At 72.9% G+C, this 16,813-nt stretch carries 13 protein-coding genes; 3 read left to right on the forward strand and 10 right to left on the reverse strand.

What is annotated here, in order from left to right:
- Window position 1 precedes the first annotated feature (1 nt).
- The 3 genes from DSM112329_RS24080 to DSM112329_RS24090 form a co-directional block, all read right to left on the reverse strand.
- Window positions 2-2,320, reverse strand: a complete 2,319-nt coding sequence (locus tag DSM112329_RS24080; protein WP_354699105.1) for a PEP-utilizing enzyme — start codon at window positions 2,318-2,320, stop codon at window positions 2-4.
- 156 nt (window positions 2,321-2,476) lie between these two features.
- On the reverse strand, window positions 2,477-3,835 hold the full coding sequence (locus DSM112329_RS24085; protein ID WP_354699106.1) for a helix-turn-helix domain-containing protein: 1,359 nt from the start codon (window positions 3,833-3,835) through the stop codon (window positions 2,477-2,479).
- Window positions 3,836-3,970: 135 nt separating this feature from the next.
- Window positions 3,971-5,464 (reverse strand): aldehyde dehydrogenase family protein, encoded by a 1,494-nt coding sequence (locus DSM112329_RS24090; RefSeq protein ID WP_354699107.1) that lies wholly within the window; start codon window positions 5,462-5,464, stop codon window positions 3,971-3,973.
- Between the two features lie 161 nt (window positions 5,465-5,625).
- On the opposite strand from DSM112329_RS24090, the gene DSM112329_RS24095 reads away from it, so the two are divergent.
- Window positions 5,626-7,143, forward strand: coding sequence for a GAF domain-containing protein (locus DSM112329_RS24095; RefSeq protein WP_354699108.1), 1,518 nt, complete (start codon window positions 5,626-5,628; stop codon window positions 7,141-7,143).
- 41 nt (window positions 7,144-7,184) lie between these two features.
- On the opposite strand, the gene DSM112329_RS24100 is transcribed toward DSM112329_RS24095, so the two are convergent.
- The 4 genes from DSM112329_RS24100 to DSM112329_RS24115 all read right to left on the reverse strand — a co-directional run bounded on the left by DSM112329_RS24100 (window position 7,185) and on the right by DSM112329_RS24115 (window position 10,968).
- On the reverse strand, window positions 7,185-7,742 hold the full coding sequence (locus DSM112329_RS24100) for a DUF1697 domain-containing protein (protein WP_354699109.1): 558 nt from the start codon (window positions 7,740-7,742) through the stop codon (window positions 7,185-7,187).
- Window positions 7,733-9,001 (reverse strand): lipase, encoded by a 1,269-nt coding sequence (locus DSM112329_RS24105; RefSeq protein WP_354699110.1) that lies wholly within the window; start codon window positions 8,999-9,001, stop codon window positions 7,733-7,735. Before DSM112329_RS24105 ends, DSM112329_RS24100 begins: the two co-directional genes overlap by 10 nt.
- Before the next feature lie 42 nt (window positions 9,002-9,043).
- On the reverse strand, window positions 9,044-10,246 hold the full coding sequence (locus DSM112329_RS24110; RefSeq protein ID WP_354699111.1) for a hypothetical protein: 1,203 nt from the start codon (window positions 10,244-10,246) through the stop codon (window positions 9,044-9,046).
- A gap of 89 nt (window positions 10,247-10,335) precedes the next feature.
- Window positions 10,336-10,968, reverse strand: coding sequence for a hypothetical protein (locus DSM112329_RS24115; RefSeq protein WP_354699112.1), 633 nt, complete (start codon window positions 10,966-10,968; stop codon window positions 10,336-10,338).
- A gap of 112 nt (window positions 10,969-11,080) precedes the next feature.
- Between DSM112329_RS24115 and DSM112329_RS24120 the strand changes: the two genes are divergently transcribed.
- Complete coding sequence (locus DSM112329_RS24120) at window positions 11,081-11,899, forward strand: hypothetical protein (RefSeq protein ID WP_354699113.1); 819 nt, start codon at window positions 11,081-11,083, stop codon at window positions 11,897-11,899.
- A 77-nt stretch (window positions 11,900-11,976) separates the two neighbouring features.
- On the forward strand, window positions 11,977-13,161 hold the full coding sequence (locus DSM112329_RS24125; protein ID WP_354699114.1) for an acyl-CoA dehydrogenase family protein: 1,185 nt from the start codon (window positions 11,977-11,979) through the stop codon (window positions 13,159-13,161).
- A gap of 20 nt (window positions 13,162-13,181) precedes the next feature.
- On the opposite strand, the gene DSM112329_RS24130 is transcribed toward DSM112329_RS24125, so the two are convergent.
- Genes DSM112329_RS24130 through DSM112329_RS24140 form a run of 3 tightly spaced genes read right to left on the reverse strand, consistent with a single transcriptional unit; the run spans window position 13,182 to window position 16,743 of the window.
- Window positions 13,182-14,756: a DHA2 family efflux MFS transporter permease subunit gene (locus DSM112329_RS24130; protein WP_354699115.1), complete on the reverse strand. Its 1,575-nt coding sequence runs from the start codon at window positions 14,754-14,756 to the stop codon at window positions 13,182-13,184.
- Window positions 14,757-14,761: 5 nt separating this feature from the next.
- A complete protein-coding gene (locus tag DSM112329_RS24135) occupies window positions 14,762-16,240 on the reverse strand; it encodes an MFS transporter (protein ID WP_354699116.1) in 1,479 nt (492 codons plus the stop codon).
- On the reverse strand, window positions 16,237-16,743 hold the full coding sequence (locus DSM112329_RS24140) for a MarR family transcriptional regulator (protein WP_354699117.1): 507 nt from the start codon (window positions 16,741-16,743) through the stop codon (window positions 16,237-16,239). The genes DSM112329_RS24135 and DSM112329_RS24140 overlap by 4 nt, the downstream gene beginning before the upstream one ends.
- Window positions 16,744-16,813: the final 70 nt, after the last annotated feature.

The raw sequence follows: 16,813 nt of genomic DNA on the forward strand, positions 1-16,813 counted from the left end.
CTCAGTAGCTCCCTTCCTGCTCGCGGGTGATGCCCTGGGTGACCAGCAGGTCCTCGTGCAGCTCCATCCAGATCGTGTGGACCGAGTCCTTCGACGGGCTGAGGACCATGTCGTGGTCGCCCCCGACGGCCGCCTCGCACGCAGCGGTCAGCCGTTCCCCATAGGGCGCGAACCGCGGCAGGACGTCCGCCGTGCGCCGGATCGCCGGCTTGATGCGGTCGACGAGGTCCTCCAGCTGGCCCAGCAGCTCGAAGCGCGCGTCCGCGTCCGCCGACTGCCAGGCGGAGCAAAGCCCCTTGAACGGCCCGTTCGCCGCGAGGAACCGCTCGTACGCGGCGTCCAGGGCACCGTCCGCGAGGCCCGCCCGCTCGTCGGCCAGCAGCGCGGCGTGGCCGGCGGTCCCGGCCTCGGTGAGCAGGTAGCCGCCGGGGGTGGACGCGACCAGGTCCGCGGCCTCCAGGGCCGCCGTGTCCCCCGGCAGCTCGGTCGCGACCCCGCGCAGCGCCAGCACGTGCAGCGCCGGGAAGTGCGCCGCGTCCGGCTTCGGGGCGGCAGCGGGAAGCGGCGGGAAGCCCGCGCCGGTGAGGAACAGGCGTGGGATCATCTCCGCCGCGCGCCCGTCGCCGACCAGGTCGTAGTAGGCCTGCGAGGTCACGGGGTCCAGCTCGAAGAAGTCGAACTCCGCCACGATGCGGTCCCACAGCCCGGCGCCGCGCGCGAACGGCAGCAGGAAGTCGGCGTAGTAGACCTTCAGCCCGGCCATGATCTTCTCGCGCCGGGACATCGCGGCGATGTGCGGGTACAGGCGCCCGGACCCCGCGTCGCAGCGCTGCTGGATCGTGCGCAGCTCCGCGTCGTCCAGCAGGCGGATGTCCCCGATCGGCGTGTCCCACGTATCCCGCGCGTAGACCGCGGCACCGGTCAGGTACTTGAGGTAGTTGGCCGGCTCGGTGAACAGCGTGCCGATGTCGACCAGCTGCAGCTCCAGTGGCGCGTCCGGCTTGAAGAACATCGCCTGCGTGACGGCGAACGGCAGCTCGTCGCCGGCGACGTGGCCCCACTGGTACACGTCGTTGTCGGTGAGGAAGTGGTCGCGGACGATCATGAAGCCACCGTCCGCGGTCGGGTACGGCCCGCTGTCCGACAGCCCCGAACGGTTGTCGAAGTGCAGCAGGAACCCGAGCATCTCGGTGCTCGCGCTGAACAGCTGGAAGAGGCGGCGCTGATCCGGGTCGGACAGGTCCGTCTTCTCGTCCTGGAAGCGCGTCAGCCACTCGTCGCCCAGCAGCGGCGCGCGGTACTCGCGCATCGAGGTGAACATCGGCCCGTCGCCCCAGGCGCCCTTGTACAGGCGGCGCTGGAACTCGTACGCGGTGCGCAGGTCCTCCGGACGGTCGGCGGTGGCGCCGAGCTCCAGGGCGACCCCGCGGCCGAACGCGACGCCGAAGCCGAGCGCCCAGGCGTGGAGCAGGTTGGCCTTCGTGCCGATCTCCCGCCGGGCCGCGGCGCCCAAGTCGACGACGCCGTCCGCCCCGATCTCGCCTGAGATGAAGCGCAGGATCTCCGGGTAGCGCTGCCAGATCTGGACGAACGAGATCGACTCGTACTCCTGCCGGGGGATCAGGCCGGACTCGCCCTCGGTCGCGCGGGCGGCGAGGCAGTCCCACATGTTCCAGCCGGCGTACTTCGAGAGGTCGTCGACCTCGGCGTCGGTCATGGCGCGCTGCACCGACGCGTCCGTCAGGTCCAGGACGTCGGTCGTGATCCGGGCGGCGCGGAACTCCTTGTCCCCCGCGGAGCCGTGGGGCACCTCGCCGCCGAACTTCTCCAGCAGGAGCTGGATCTGCGCCATCGTCTCCGCGTCCATCGCGGGGGCGGCCGTCGGCGCGTCGGCGCCGGCCTCAGGGGCGCCCGGCTCGATCAGGACGTGCCCCTGCGGCGCGGACGACACGTCCAGGCGGATGCGCGCGCCGTCGGCCGGGATGATCTCCCCACGGGCGCTGCGCATGCCGCGCTCGAAGGTGACGCCCATGATGCACGGGATGCCGTACTCGCGGGACAGGATCCCGAGGTGGGACGACGGCGCGCCCTGCAGCGTCAGGACGCCCTTGACGCCCGCGGTGAGCGCCGGCGTGAGGAACGTCGTCGTCCCTCCGCGGACCAGGACGATCGTGTCCTTCACCGCGCCTGAGCGGACGAAGTCCATCACCGCCTGCGGCGAATCGAGCCACTGCAGCGGACCCTCGATCGGTTCGTCGACGGTGAAGACGGTCTGCCCGGTGCCGACCGGGACGAAGTCGGTGGAGTCGATCGTGCTCATGCTCCGATGCTGCCCAGGATCCGCGCGCCGTTGCTACCGCGGGGGCGGCCAAAGTCGCGGAGGCGCGTGTGTCGTCGGAGGGTGCGGCCAGTGGTCCTCGGGCCCAACGCCCCCGACCGATTATCCAGAGGGGACAGGACCCATGAGCCGCAGGGGCTAAGAGCCGTGCAGCGTGAGGTGGATCCGCAGCGCCGCATCGAGCTCGGCGGTGTCGCCCGCGAGCCGCCGGCCGAGTAGCTGCTCGACCCGCGTGAGCCGATAGGCGACGGTCTTCTGGTGCACGTGCAGCATCGCCGCCGTCCGCTTCTTGCTGCCGCCCGACGCCAGGTACGCGCGCAGCGTCTCCCGCAGGCGCGCGGTCGCGTCGTCGTCCTGGCTCAGGACCCCGAGGCGCCCGGCCGCCAGCCGCTCGGCGCGGGCCCGGTCGTGGCACAGCAGGCCGGCGAGCTCGACCTCCTCGTGGCGGACGACCCCGGCGCGGGGCTGCCGCGCCAGGCGCGCGATGCGCTCGGCGTCCAGCGCCTGCTCGTGCGAGCGGCGGAACCCGTCCCGCCCCCGGCCCGGCTGCCCGAGGGCGGCGACGATGCCGTCGGTGGCGCAGGCGGCGAGCGCGTCGCGGACGGCGGCGGGCGGCGCGTCCGGCCACCACCCGACCCACGCCCACCACGCGCCGTCGCCGGCCGGTCGGGTAAGCACGCGCGGCGCCGCGGGCGCGGCGGGCCCGGCCGCGGCGCGACCGTTCACGGCTGCGTGCGCCGCGGCAGCCGTCGTGGCCGCCGCGACGAGCGCGTCGAGGGCGGCACGGGCGTCGGCCTCGGCGGTGATGGGGCGCAGGACGATCGCGGTGTGGTGGCCGGCGATGTCGTAGCCCAGGCGCACGCGCGCGGCTTCCAGGTCGACCGCCTCGTCGCCCAGCAGCGCGTCGATCAGTTCGCTGCGGGAGGCGCCGGCGCCGGCCCCCTCCGGCCCGGTCAGCCGCGCCTCGGCGAACTCGCGGCGGTACTCGTCGACGAGCCGCTCGCAGCTGCGGTCGATGAACGCGAAGAAGTGCGTGGAGGACGTACGCAGAACCGCGTGCAGCAGCTCGGGGTCGGCGACGTTCGCGACCGCGTGATCGGACCACAGCTGCCACAGGCGCTCGTGCCCGACCCGGTAGGCGTGCAGGACCATCGTCGCGTCCCCGCCCGCGGCGACCGCCTGGCGCAGCAGCTTCTGCGTCCCCAGGGGCGGCTCGATCGCGCTGGGCGGGACGCCGAACGCGAGCGTCGCCAGCATGGCGCCGATGTTCTGATCGGTCGACTCGCGCGTGACGGCGACGCCGTCGGCCGCCGCGTCGGGCGCCAGGTCGGGGATGACCTCCAGCACGCGCTCGGTGACCGCGGCGGCGACCAGGTCGGAGTGCGGCAGCAGCTCCAGGGCCAGGCGCTGCGTCTCGGCCGTCGCGCGGGCGTCGGCGGCAGGGTCCGGCTTCGGCCCGCCGACTCCGGCCAGCCGGTGCTCCTCGTGTACGGCCACCGCCCGACGCTACGCCCATACGCGGTGTCCGGTCAACTGCGAAGGTGCGACGGAGCGGCCTGCACGCCACTCCGTCGCCCTTCGGTGACAGGTTCCGGGGCGCAGGGCCGCCGAACCTGCCAGCGATGCCATCCGCTACAGCTGGACGACCACCGACTTGGTCTCCTGGTAGGCCGAGAGCACTTCCTCGCCCATCTCGCGTCCCCAGCCACTCTGCTTGTAGCCGCCGAAGGGCAGCGCCGCGTCGTAGATGTGGTACGTGTTGATGTGCACGGTGCCCGCCTTGATGCGCGCCGCGAGCTTGTGCGCCTTGGAGAGGTCCTTGGTCCAGATGCCGGCTGCCAGGCCGTACACCGAGTCGTTGGCCTTGGCCGCGAGATCGTCGACGTCGGCGAACGGCATCGCCGCCACGACCGGGCCGAAGATCTCCTCCTGGATGATGCGCTGGTCGTTCGTCGCGTCGACGAAGACCGTCGGCTGCACGAAGTAGCCGGGACCGTCGATCGCGGCACCGCCGGTGGTCGCACGGGCACCCTGCTCCGGGCCGACCTTCAGGTAGTTCGTCACGCGGTCGAACTGCTCGGAGGAGACGAGCGGGCCCATCTCCGTGTCGGGGTCCAGGCCGTGGCCGACCTTGATCGCCTCGGCGGCGCGGGACACGCCCTCGACCACCTCGTCGAACAGGTTCTGATGGATGTAGAGGCGGGACGCGGCCGTGCAGACCTCGCCCTGGTTGAAGAAGATCCCCTGCGCGGAGCCGGCGATCGCGGCGGCCACGTCGGCGTCGTCCAGGACGATGTTCGGCGACTTGCCGCCGAGCTCGAGCGACACGCGCTTGAGGTTCGTCCGGCCGGCGGCCTGGGCGATCAGCTTGCCGACCTCGGTCGAGCCCGTGAACGCGACCTTGTCGACGTCCGGGTGCTCGGCCAGCGCGGCACCGGCGTCGCCGTAGCCGGTGATGACGTTCAGGACGCCCGGCGGGATGCCCGCCTCGAGGGCCAGCTCACCGAGGCGGATCGCCGACAGCGGCGTCTGCTCGGCGGGCTTCAGGACGATCGTGCAGCCGGTCGCCAGGGCGGGGCCGACCTTCCACGCGGCCATCAGCAGCGGGAAGTTCCACGGGATGATCTGCGCGACGACGCCGACCGGCTCCTTCACCGTGTAGGCGTGGAACTCGCCGCCGGGGATGTAGGGCAACGACGGGCGGACGGTGGAGCCCTTGAGCTTCGTGGCCCAGCCGGCCATGTACCAGAAGAGGTCGGCGGCGAGGGGGACGTCGGCTGCGGCGGCGACGGTCTTCGCCTTGCCGTTGTCGAGCGAGTCGATCTCGGCGAGCTCGTCGAGGTTCTCCGCGATCAGGTCGCCGAGCTTGTGGATGACGCGGCCGCGCTCGGACGGGGTCATCGTCTTCCACGGGCCGTCGAGGGCGCGGCGCGCGGCCTTGACGGCGCGGTCGACGTCCTCGGCCTTGCCGTGGGCAGCGGTGGTGAGGACCTGGCCGGTGCCGGGGTCGATCGTCTCGAAGGTGCCGCCGTCGGCGGCGTCGACCATCTCGCCGTCGATGAGGAGCTGGCGGGGCTGGGAGGTGTAGCGGCTGGTCTGCTCTGAGGTGGGGACGGCGATGGCCATGCGGGGTCTCCTCGTTCGTGGGGTCGGTCGGCCCGGTTTCGGGACATGGGCGACCGTGGGGGTGGTGACGCTGCCATCAGGGTGCACGCGGGGCGGTTGCAACCAGGTTGCATTCCTTACCTGGGGGCAACATTGCGGACTACAGTTGGAGGCCGGACCTGATGACGACGCTCCAGCCTGCGAATCCGTGGCTTGCTGTCCAGCCGGTTGGTGACCGACTGGCCCAGGCGCGCGCGCTGCGGCGCATCCACGAGGAGTTCCACGCCGGGGCCGACGTGGGCGGCCGTGTGCGCGCTGTCGTCGCCCAGTCGTGGGCGCGGTCGGGGGACGCGGGCCTGGACCCCGTCCGCCACCTGCCGTCGATCCTCATGGACGACCGCGAGATCGAGGAGCGCTGGTCGCGCCACCCGCTGTACCCGGTCCTGCCGATGCTCCGCGACCTGCTCAGCAGCGCGACGAGCCAGTCCGGGCACATGCTCGTCATCTCCGACGCGCGCGGCGTGCTGATGTGGATCGAGGGCCACCACAAGGTCATCGAGGCCACGCACGACATGCACCTGGTCTGCGGCGCCGACTGGAGCGAGACCGGCGCCGGGACGAACGCGATGGGGACGGCGATCGCAGTCGACCACCCCGTCCAGATCTTCAGCGCCGAGCACTTCAACCGCATCGTCCACCCGTGGCAGTGCTCGGGCGCGCCGATCCACGATCCGGCGACCGGGGAGATCCTGGGCGTCGTCGACCTGACCGGACACCTGCGCACCGCGCACCCGCACACGCTCTCCCTGGTGACGGCCGCCGCCGGCATGGCCGAGGCGTACCTGCGCCACGACCAGGCCCGCAAGGACGAGCAGCTGCGCGACGCGTTCCTCGAGCGCGTCGCCGGATCCACGCAGGCGACGGCGCTGGTTCGGCCGTCCGGCCACGTGATGATGGCGCTGCCGCACGGCTGGCTGCCGACCCGGATCGACGCGATCACCGACGGCGGGGAGGTCACGCTGCCGCGCCGCACGGGCGTCGCGGACGCCGAGCCGCTGCCCGGCCTGGACGGCTACGTGCTGTGGCGGCGGGCGACGGGCCGCGCCTCGGCCGCCCGCGTCCCGGCGGCCCGCCTGGAGGTCATGGGCCGGCGCCCGCGCCTGGTCCTGCCGCGCGGCCCGGTCGAGCTGTCCGGCCGCCACGCGGAGATCCTCGCGGTCCTGCTGCTGGCCGGCCGCGGCCTGACCTCCGAGGAGCTGACGCTCGAGGTCTACGGCGAGGAGGGCAAGCCGGTGACGCTGCGCGCGGAGATGAGCCGCCTGCGCCGCACGCTCGGCGCGACGCTGTCCACCCGTCCCTACGCCTTCGCCATCCCGGCGGGGAGCGACCTGCAGGAGGCCGAGCAGCTGCTGGACCGCGGCTGCCTGACCGAGGCACTCGCGCTGACCCAGGACGGCGTCCTGCCCGGGTCGCAGGCGCCGCGCATCGTCGAGGCGCGCGAGCGCCTGGAGCACGGGCTGCGCACCGCGATCCTGCGCGACGGCGACCCGGACCTGCTGCAGGCGTGGTGCCGCAGCGCACCGGGTCAGGAGGACGAGCCGGCGGCGCGGGCGCTGCTGGCGCTGCTGCCGGCGGGGGACGCGCGGCTGCCGGCGGCGCAGGCGCACCTCGCGCGCCTCGAGCGCACCTTCGGCCCGTAGTTCTGGCGCCGAGTCCCGGATGTCATCACCCGGTCTGATGCTTATCGGCTCTCGGCACCGCCGGTGAGCTTCAGCAGCTTCTGGACGGTGTTCCAGTTGCGGACGGTGACGACCGTCCCGAGCTTGGCCCGGCTCAGCTCCTTGGCCATCGGGCTGCGGGCCTGGCCATCCGGGTACCAGAGGTGCAGCTCGCGCCCGGCGGCGACGATGCGCTCGGGGCCGAAGTCGATCGCAGTCACCGCCGCGAGGGCATCCGCGTCCGGCCTGCCGTCCAGGAAGGCGACCACCCGGCGGGACCCGTCGTGCGCCGCTCCGTCGAACGGGTCCTGCGCTGCGACGGCGGCGAGCTCTTCGGCCGTCCGGACGACGACAGCGACATCGAAGCCGAAGCGCTCTGCGATCAGCCGCTCGGCGTCGCGGGCGACTGCCTCAGGCGTCTGACCCTCAAGAGCGCTCAGGACGACGTTGCCGCTCCGCAGCAGCGTCGCGGCGTCGGCGTACCCTGCGCCCGCGAGCAGCGACCGCAGCTCGGGCATGGGCACACTGGTGGACGTGCTGACGTTGATCCCGCGCAGCAGGAGGACGAGCGTCAGCGGCACGGCCGGTACGTCCGGGTCTCGGTGAGGAGCCTGCCTCCGGCGCGGCTGCGGCCGGTGATCTTCAGCGTCACCCGCGCCGGGCCACGGCCGCGCAGGTCGACGCGCGCCGACTGCCGGCCCCGGACCCCGGTCACGCCCAGCGACCGCCCGTTCAGGCGCACGCGCACGGCGAAGCGGAAGCGCTTGGGAACGTGCACCACGAACCGCCGCTTGGAGACGCACGCGGCAGCGGCCGGCGCGCAGGACCCCGTCACGTAGCAGGCGAGGGGCGGCTCGGCGGCGAGCTGCTTCGGCTCGAAGGAGCTGAAGGACTGCAGCGCCATGACCGCCGAGACCGGCCCGGTCACCGGGTTGATGCCCGGGTGCAGCGCCTGCGCGCAGGTCGTGACCGGCACGCGCGAGGGGGCTGCCGGGCCGTCGTTGTTCAGCGCGTCGACGGCCAGCGCGTAGGCGACCGGGTCGACCAGCCCGACCAGGAGGTGCTCGTAGACCGCGGCCGGGCAGACGTCCTGCGTGGCGACGTTCGTGATCCGGCCGTCCCCCGTCCGCAGCGACGAGCTGCCCGTCAGCGCGTCCTGGTTGGGCTGGACGGTCTCGTCCGTCCGCGTGTAGACGTTCGTGTAGGAGATGCCCGCGAACGTCTCCTGCCGCGAGTTCAGCGCCTTCATGAAGCTGGACTCGTCGGACTGCTGCCAGCCCGCCGCCGAGCAGCCTCCCTGGCACCGGGCCATGACCGTGCCGTGGTTCGACGGCGCGAAGCCGATGACGTCGTCGACCATCGCGCGGGTGTCGGGCCAGAACCGCAGCGCCCAGCGCGGGACCATGCCGCCCTGGCTGTGACCGATGATCGCGATGCGGCGCCCCGCGCGCCGGTGCATCGTGCGGATGGCGTGGACGACGTACTCGCCGGCGACCTGGACGTCGGAGGTCGCGTTGTCGGGCAGGTCGATCGTGCACCACGCGATGCCCAGCTTGTCCAGCGCGGGCTGGTAGGTCCACGACCAGTTGTCCTTCGCCGTCGCGCCGGTGCCCTGGACGAGCAGGACGGGCGCACGGCCGGCACCGTCGAGGCCGGGTGAGCACTGCAGCCGGCTGTCGAGCTGCGCCGCCGGGACGCTCAGCGCCGGACCGGGCCGGTCGACGGGGGCGAAGACGGGTTCGGCCGCGCCCGCCGTCGCGACGGGACCGGTGACCGCCCCCGCCGCTCCGACGGCCAGGCCGACGAGCGCGGAACGACAACGGACTGAAAGCCGGAACATCGGGCGAGTGTACGGGCGCCGCGGGACCCGCGCGCCTGCTGGCTACTCGTAGACGATGAGGTCGGGACGGGGCGTCATGGCCATGACGCTCCCGGGCTTCATCAGCCCGGTGTCCTCCTCGTAGAACAGCTTGAAGCCGTGGCGGTAGCCCGGCTTGCCCGCGGCGAGCGACGTGTACTTGGCGACCTTCGCCGCACGCCCGCCGACGCCGTCGACGTTGAAGACCGTGGCCAGTCCCGGCCGCTTGATGAGCAGCCCGGGGTCGCGGACCATGCCCTCCGTGAACTGGTGCACCACGAACAGCTTCTCGGGCAGCTTGTACTGCCGGACGATGGCGGCCAGGTCGGCGCTGGTCGCATTGACCTCCTGCGCGCTGACCGACCCGATGACCTGCCCGGGCAGCTGACCGGGCTCGACGCGCCACTCGGGGTCGATCGCGAGGCCGACGTCCGGCTCCTTCAGCCACGGACGCAGGCGGTTCAGCTCGCGCGGGAAGTCGACGAGGCCCGGCTGCACGTCGAGCAGCAGCAGCGCGCCGGCCTTGCGCGCGAGGCGCAGGTAGCGGTCGATGGTCTCCGCGTCCGCGCGGATCACGTGGTCGCCCTTGGCCCCGGGCGAGGCCGTCGCGATCGAGGTGATCAGCTCGAGCGCCGGCAGGACGGGGCGGGTCTTGCGGGCGTACGGCTTCGCCTGCCGCTTCAGTTTGGCGAGCATCGACGACGACGTGCCGACGCCGAGCGCCCCGAGGCCGTCGTCCCGGGGGTTGCCGGCGAACGCGACCACGCGGCGGTCCGGGAACAGGCGGCGCCCGCCGCCGGGCAGCTGCGGCAGGGTCTCGGCCGCCGCACCCGCTTTCGCGGTCTTCGCGCTGGTCTGCTTGTCGTCCCCCAGGCCGGCGACCCAGACGACCACCGCGACGAGCCCGGCCACGCCGAGGCCGGCCTGCAGGCGACGGCGCTGGACCGCGGACGAGGCGGGCGCTGCGGCGGCGGCAGCGCGGCGACGGCGCGGCGGACGCGGGGCGGACGCTCCGGGCGCGGCGTCCGTGCGGGCCGGCGCGTCGGGGCGGTCAGGCGGAGTGGCCGCTGCGGCGGCCGGAGCCGGCGCCGGATTCGGCGCCTCCGGATCGTCGCCGAAGAGCTCGGTGTAGACGGGCGGCGCCGGGGTGCCCCGGCGCTGGGCACGCCGCTGCGCACGTTCCGCCGCTTCGGCGCGGCGTTGTGCGGGGGTGCGCTGCTGATCCACGGCCCGATCCTTGCCCAGGGGTGCAATCTTTCATGCGCGGGCCCGCGGGGCAAATGGACGCCCGTTCCGGCGTCCCCCGCGCCGGCCGATCAGTCCTGCTTGGGCGCGCGACGGAAGACGATGATCCGCAGATCGGTGATGGCCGAGCCGCCGAGCCGCATGGCCGTCTGGACGCCCTCGGCGCCCAGGTCGCCTGCGTCGAGGCCCTTGCGCAGCGCGTCGTGCTCCGCCCGGTTCTCATCGGCGACCTTCGTGTCCAGGAAGATCAGGTGGCGGGGGCGCTTCAGCTCGGTCGCCATGCGCAGCACGGGCTCGCGCTCCTCGGCGGCGAGCGAGTCCAGGGCGACGACCGTGGTGTCGCCGGCGGTCAGCCGGCGCTTGATGGCCGCGGTCAGCAGCTCCTCGCTTTTCTCCTCGACCAGCTCGTCCGCGACGCGGCCCTCCAGCAGCGCCCGCACCTTGTCCCGCGAGAGGACCGAGTTCTTGTCCTCGATCAGCCGGGTCACGAAGCGGTCGCGCTCGATGACCGACGCGCTGACCACCATCAGGAGGCTGCCCGGCGTGTAGCGCATGTGATCCGTCGGGGGCAGCACGCGACAGCGGACGGTGAGGTCGGCGGGACGCGGCGGGGCGCCGTCACGGCGGGGCCTGTCCGAGGACCACCCACCCCGCTCGTCGTCGGAGATCTTGACGCTGCGACTGGAGGATGGAGGGGTCGACATGCCTCCATCCTGACGTACTTGGCTCAATTAACCCTCAACCGGCGCACAAACGGGGGTGGGTGGGTCATCATCGAGGGCTGACCGCTGACCGCCGCCGCCCAGGAGTCACCGCATGTCCCGCCGCCTGATCGCCTCCCTGTCCCTCGTCGTCTGCGCCCTGCTGGCAGCGACCACGATCGCCATCGCGTCGTCCGGGGGCTCATCGTCCTCCTCGTCCACGGCCGCCGCCGCGGCGCCTGGGCCGGCCGCGGCCCCCGTCACCAGCTTCGCGGGCAAGGGCAAGGGGGCGCACGGCGGCCGCGGGTTCGGCCACGGCGGCGCCATGTTCGGGATGTTCCGCGGCATGCTGCTCAAGAGCGGCGCCGAGCGCCTGGGCGTCACGCCGGACAAGCTGAAGGCGGCCGTGACGGCCGTCGCCGAGGCGCAGTTCGCCAAAAAGACCGCCGAGGCGAAGCTGACCGCCGCCGAGCTCGCCGCCCTGAAGAGCTGCCATCGCGGGTTCGCTGCGCGCCGCGGCGCGCCGGGCAAGCAGGGCAAGGCGACGTGCGATCGCGCCGCCGTGAAGTCCGCGTTCGACAAGCTGAAGGCGCTCCCGAAGCCCGACCTCGCCGCGCTGAAGACCGAGCTGTCCGACGCCCTCGGCAAGGAGCTCGGCATCACCGGCGCGAAGGTGCTGGAGGCCGCTCGCGCCGAGCTGTCCGCCCGGCTGGACCAGGGCGTGAAGATGGGCTTCGTGACGGCGGGCGGCAAGGCCAAGGCGCTTGCGTGCTTCGACGGACCGGCGACCTGCGACGTGAAGGCGCTCAAGCGCGAGGTCTTCAAGGGCCATCGCTTCGGCGGTCACGGCAAGCAGGGGTTCCGCGGCCGCGGCCACGGCGGCCGTCGCTTCAAGTCGGCCCCCGCGACGTCCCGCTCCGGGCGCCAGGCCTGAGCACAGCGCCCGTTATGGGCGTGTAGGACCCCGTTTCGGGGTGTCGCGCCGGCCCGGACTCGACTACCGTCAAGTGCATGAGCACCATCACGCCCGGGCCCGTCCACCGTCGCGCCCTCTACGAGGATGACCACGAGGACTTCCGCGAGTCCTTCCGCCGCTTCCTGGCCAACGAGGTCGTCCCCCACTTCGAGCAGTGGGAGAAGGACGGCATCGTCCCCCGCGAGGTCTTCGCCGCCGCCGGCGCGAACGGGTTCCTGGGCATGCAGGTGCCCGAGGAGTACGGCGGCGCGGGCGTCGGTGACGACTTCCGCTTCAACGCGATCATCGGCGAGGAGTGCTGCGCCGCCGGGGTCGGCGGGTTCGGCGTCGGCATCACGCTCCACAACGACGTCTGCCTGCCGTACTTCCTGGAGTACTGCAACGAGGAGCAGAAGCAGCGCTGGCTGCCCGGCATCTGCGACGGCACGCTGATCACCGCGGTCGCGATGACCGAGCCCGGGACCGGTTCGGACCTCGCCGGCATCCGCACCAAGGCGATCAAGCAGGACGACGGCTCCTACGTGATGGACGGCGCCAAGACGTTCATCACGAACGGCATCAACGGCGACCTCATCATCACCGCCGCCAAGACCGACCCCAAGGAGCGCCACCGCGGCCTGTCGATCTTCATCGTCGAGCGCGACACCCCGGGCTTCGAGCGCGGCCGCAACCTGGAGAAGGTCGGCATGCACTCCCAGGACACGGCCGAGCTGTTCTTCGACGGCGCCCGCGTCCCGGCCGAGAACCTGCTCGGCGACGAGGGCTCCGGCTTCAAGTACCTGGTGTCCAACCTCGCGCAGGAGCGGATGTCGATCGCGCTGCTGGGCGTCGGCGTCGCCGAGGCCGCGCTGCAGGAGACCATCACCTACGTCAAGGAGCGCCAGGCGTTCGGGCAGCCGATCTCCGGCAACCAGGTCGTCCGGCACATGCTGGCCGACTGCCGCGCGGAGATCGACTGCGTCCAGGCGTTCGTCGACCAGTGCCTGACCGAGCTCGGCGAGCGGACCCTGACCCCCGAGCGCGCCGCGTCCTGCAAGCTGCTCGCGACCGAGCTGCAGGGCCGCGTGACCGACAAGTGCGTCCAGCTGCACGGCGGCTACGGCTACATGACCGAGTACGCGGTCGGCCGCATGTACGCGGACGCGCGCGTGACGCGGATCTACGGCGGGGCCAACGAGATCATGAAGGAGATCATCGCCAAGGGCCTCGGGGTCGGCTGACCCCGAGTCCCGCCGGCGTGTCAGGCGGCGGCCGCGACGCCCGACGGGTCCGCATTCGCCCGTCGCGCCTCGTCGGCGGCCGTCGCGGACGCCTGCCGACGGGCGCGTCCCTCCACCCTGGCCAGGATCAGCGCCGGGACGAAGGCCGCGAGCGTCAGGGCCAGCGCCCACCAGTAGGTGTGGGCGAAGGCGGACGCCAGCGGGTCCGCCACCCGCTCGCGTGCCGCGTCGCTCAGCGGCGCGCCGGAGAAGCCGTCGCCGCCCGTGACCCCGGCGCCGCCGTTCGCCGCCGCAAGCTCGGACGTGATCCGGTTCTGCAGCAGGACGGTCAGGAGCGCGGCGCCGAGGGACCCGCCCACCCGCTGCAGGACGTTCAGCTGCGGCGTGGCGCGCGGGACCTGCGAGCGCTCGAGCGTCGCGTAGGCCGCGGCCATCGACGGCATCATCGTCGCGCCCAGCCCGAGTCCGCGCAGGAACAGCCCGCCGCCGAGCAGCCAGTACGACGTGTCCGGCCCGACGAAGCAGAACACCACGGTCCCCGCGCTGAGGATCGTCAGGCCGCCGAGGACGACCGGGCCCGCACCGATGCGGTCGGTCAGCCGTCCGCCGACGTTCATCGCCAGCGCGGCGCCCAGACCCTGCGGGACCAGCAGCAGCCCCGCCACCAGCGCCGACTCGCCACGGGCCAGCTGGTAGTAGAGCGGCAGCAGCAGCATCGACCCGAAGAGCGCGGTGCCGACGAGGAACGTCGTCGCCGCCGCGGCGCTGAAGCCCGGGCTGCGGAACAGCCGCACGTCGACCAGCGGATGGGCGGTGCTCCACGCGCGCACCACGAACGTCACGATCGCGACGAGCCCGGCCAGCACGGGCAGCCAGGCGGTGACGGCGCCGAAGAACGTGCGCTCGGTCCCGTACTCCGCCAGGCCGAAGACGAGCAGCGCGACGCCGGGCGACAGCAGCACCAGACCGCGCCAGTCCAGCGGCGGCGGCCCGCCGTCCGTCCCCGCCGCTCCCACGTTCCCGACCGCCCGCTCGCGCGGCAGCAGGCGCGCGGCGAGGACCAGGCCGACCGCACCCACCGGCAGGTTCACGAGGAAGATCCAGCGCCAGGAGATGCTGTCCAGGATCAGGCCGCCCAGGACCGGGCCGAGGATCGGCGCGAGCAGCATCGGCACACCCACGACGCTCATCACGCGGCCCATCCGCTGCGGGCCGGCGGCCTGCGCCAGGGTGATCATCCCGACCGGCATGATCATCCCGCCGGCCGCGCCCTGCAGGACGCGGAACGCGATCAGCGACTCGACGTTCCACGCCAGGCCGCAGAGGCCGCTCGTCACCACGAACGCGCTGACGACGGTCAGCCAGACGCGGCGCGGGCCGAAGCGCTCGGCCGCCCAGCCGGTGAGCGGGATGACCGACGCGAGCGCGAGCAGGTAGCCGGTCGAGACCCACTGGATCGTCGACAGCGGGGCGTCGAGGTCGACCCGCAGCGTCTCCAGCGCGACGTTGACGATCGTGGTGTCGAGGATCGACATGATCGCCCCGACGATCACGACGATCGCGATCCGCTGCACGTCCTTCGGCAGGTCCCGCACGGCGGTCAGGCCCCGCCGGCGACCACGCGGGCCGGCGGCGGCGCACCCTGCGCGACCGCCGGGCGACGCGCGACCGCGCCGTCCCCCGAGCCGCCGCCCGGACGCGGGATCAGCCCCGTCACGGCGAGCGCGACGAACGCCGCGCCGGCGGTCAGCGCGAACGCGGACGTGTAGCCGCTCTCGGCCGGGTAGGCGCCGCCCATGATCGACTCGGACGCGAGCATCGCCGCGGAGATCTGCGCGCCGACCGCGCCGCCGATCGACCGCATGATCGTGTTGACGCCCGTCGCTACGCCCGTCGACTCCGGCGGGACGGCGGACACGACGAGGTTGCCCATCGCCGCGAACGACAGGCCGATGCCGACGCCGATCAGGATGCCGACCAGCGCGATCACGATCAGCGAGCCGTGGAACAGCGCCAGCAGCGCGTAGGCCAGGCCGGCCACGCCGGCGCCGACGGCCAACGGCAGGCGGGAGCCGAAGCGCGTCCCGAGCCAGCCGCTCATCGGCCCGGCGAACAGCATCACGACCGCGCTGGGCACCAGCAGCAGGCCGGCGGCGGTCGTCCCCAGCCCGAAGCCGTAGCCGCTGGCCTTGTCGGTCTGCGCGATCTCCGGGATCAGGATGTACGAGCCGAACATCGCGAAGCCGACGGCGACCGCCGCGAGGTTCGGGGACCAGACCGCGCGCTCGCGCATCAGGTCGATGTCGATGACCGGATCGGCGACGCGGCGCTCGTAGGCGATGAACGCGACCGTCAGCACGGCGCTGGCGGCGAACAGGCCCAGGACCCCGCCGGACGTCCAGCCCCAGGAGTTGCCCTGCGAGACGCCGAGCAGGAGTGCGGACAGCAGCAGGGAGAGCAGCACGCCTCCGCCCCAGTCGATGCTCGCCTTCACGCGGACCGGGGACTCGGGGACGTAGCGCCAGGTGGCGACCGCCGCCATCGTCGTGACGACGAGCGAGGCCCAGAAGATCGACGAGACCGAGACGTGGTCGACGAGGACACCGGCCATCACCAGGCCGACGCCGCCGCCGATGCCGAACGTCGAGGAGATCAGGCCGATCGAGGACGGGACCTTCGCGGGCGGGAACTCGTCGCGGATGATGCCGAAGGCGAGCGGGAAGATCGCGCCGCCGGCGCCCTGGACGGCGCGGCCGGCGATCAGGACCTCGATCGAGGTGCCGAGCGCGCAGATCAGCGAGCCGAGGCCGAAGACGCCGAGCGCGTAGAGCAGGATGCGCTCCTTGCCGTACATGTCGCCGAGGCGGCCGAGCAGCGGGGTCGTGACGCTCGACGTCAGCAGGAACGCGGTCAGGAGCCAGGTGACGGTCTCCTGGCCGGCCCCGTAGTCGTCCTGGATCTGGGAGAGCGCCGGGATGATCATCGTCTGCGCGAGGGCGTAGGCCATCGCGCCCATGGCGAGGATCGCGAGCGTGCGGTTCGGCGCGGCGCGCTCGACGGTGGGTGCTTCGTGGTTCATGGCTGGAGTTCCTCGATCGCGGCGGCAAGGCGGGTGAGCAGCCGGGCGGCGCCGCGCCGCTCGGTGGGGGTCAGTTGGGCGTAGACGGCAGCGCGGGCGGCCTGCACGCGCTCGTGCTTGGCGACCATCAGCTCGCGGCCGTGGGACGTCAGGGCGATCAGGACGATGCGGCGGTCGCGGTCGTGCGGGGCGCGGGTGACGATCCCCCGGCGGGACAGCCCGTCGAGCATGCGGGTCGCCGTGGGGGCGCTGACTCCGGCCGCCTCGGCGAGGTCGCCGACGCAGTGTCCGCCGCGCGCCGCGTCGTCCTGGTTGTCGTGGTCGTGGTCGTGGTCGTCCAGCAGCGGCTCCAGGAGCAGGTACTGCGGCTTGCTGAGCTCCGGGACGGTGGGGGCGCGATTGAAGCGGCCGCTGACGCGGCGCTGGGCGCGGCCGAACTCCTCCAGCGCGGCGGAGAAGGCGATGAGGTCGGAGTCGGGTGGTGCCTGTGCCTGGGACGACATGTTGAGCAGGCTAACAATTAGCGTGATAAGTGCGTTCTTATGTCGCGGTTGCGCAGATGGATGTGGATCC

This window comes from Paraconexibacter sp. AEG42_29 (genome assembly GCF_040581415.1).
Lineage (GTDB): Bacteria > Actinomycetota > Thermoleophilia > Solirubrobacterales > Solirubrobacteraceae > Paraconexibacter.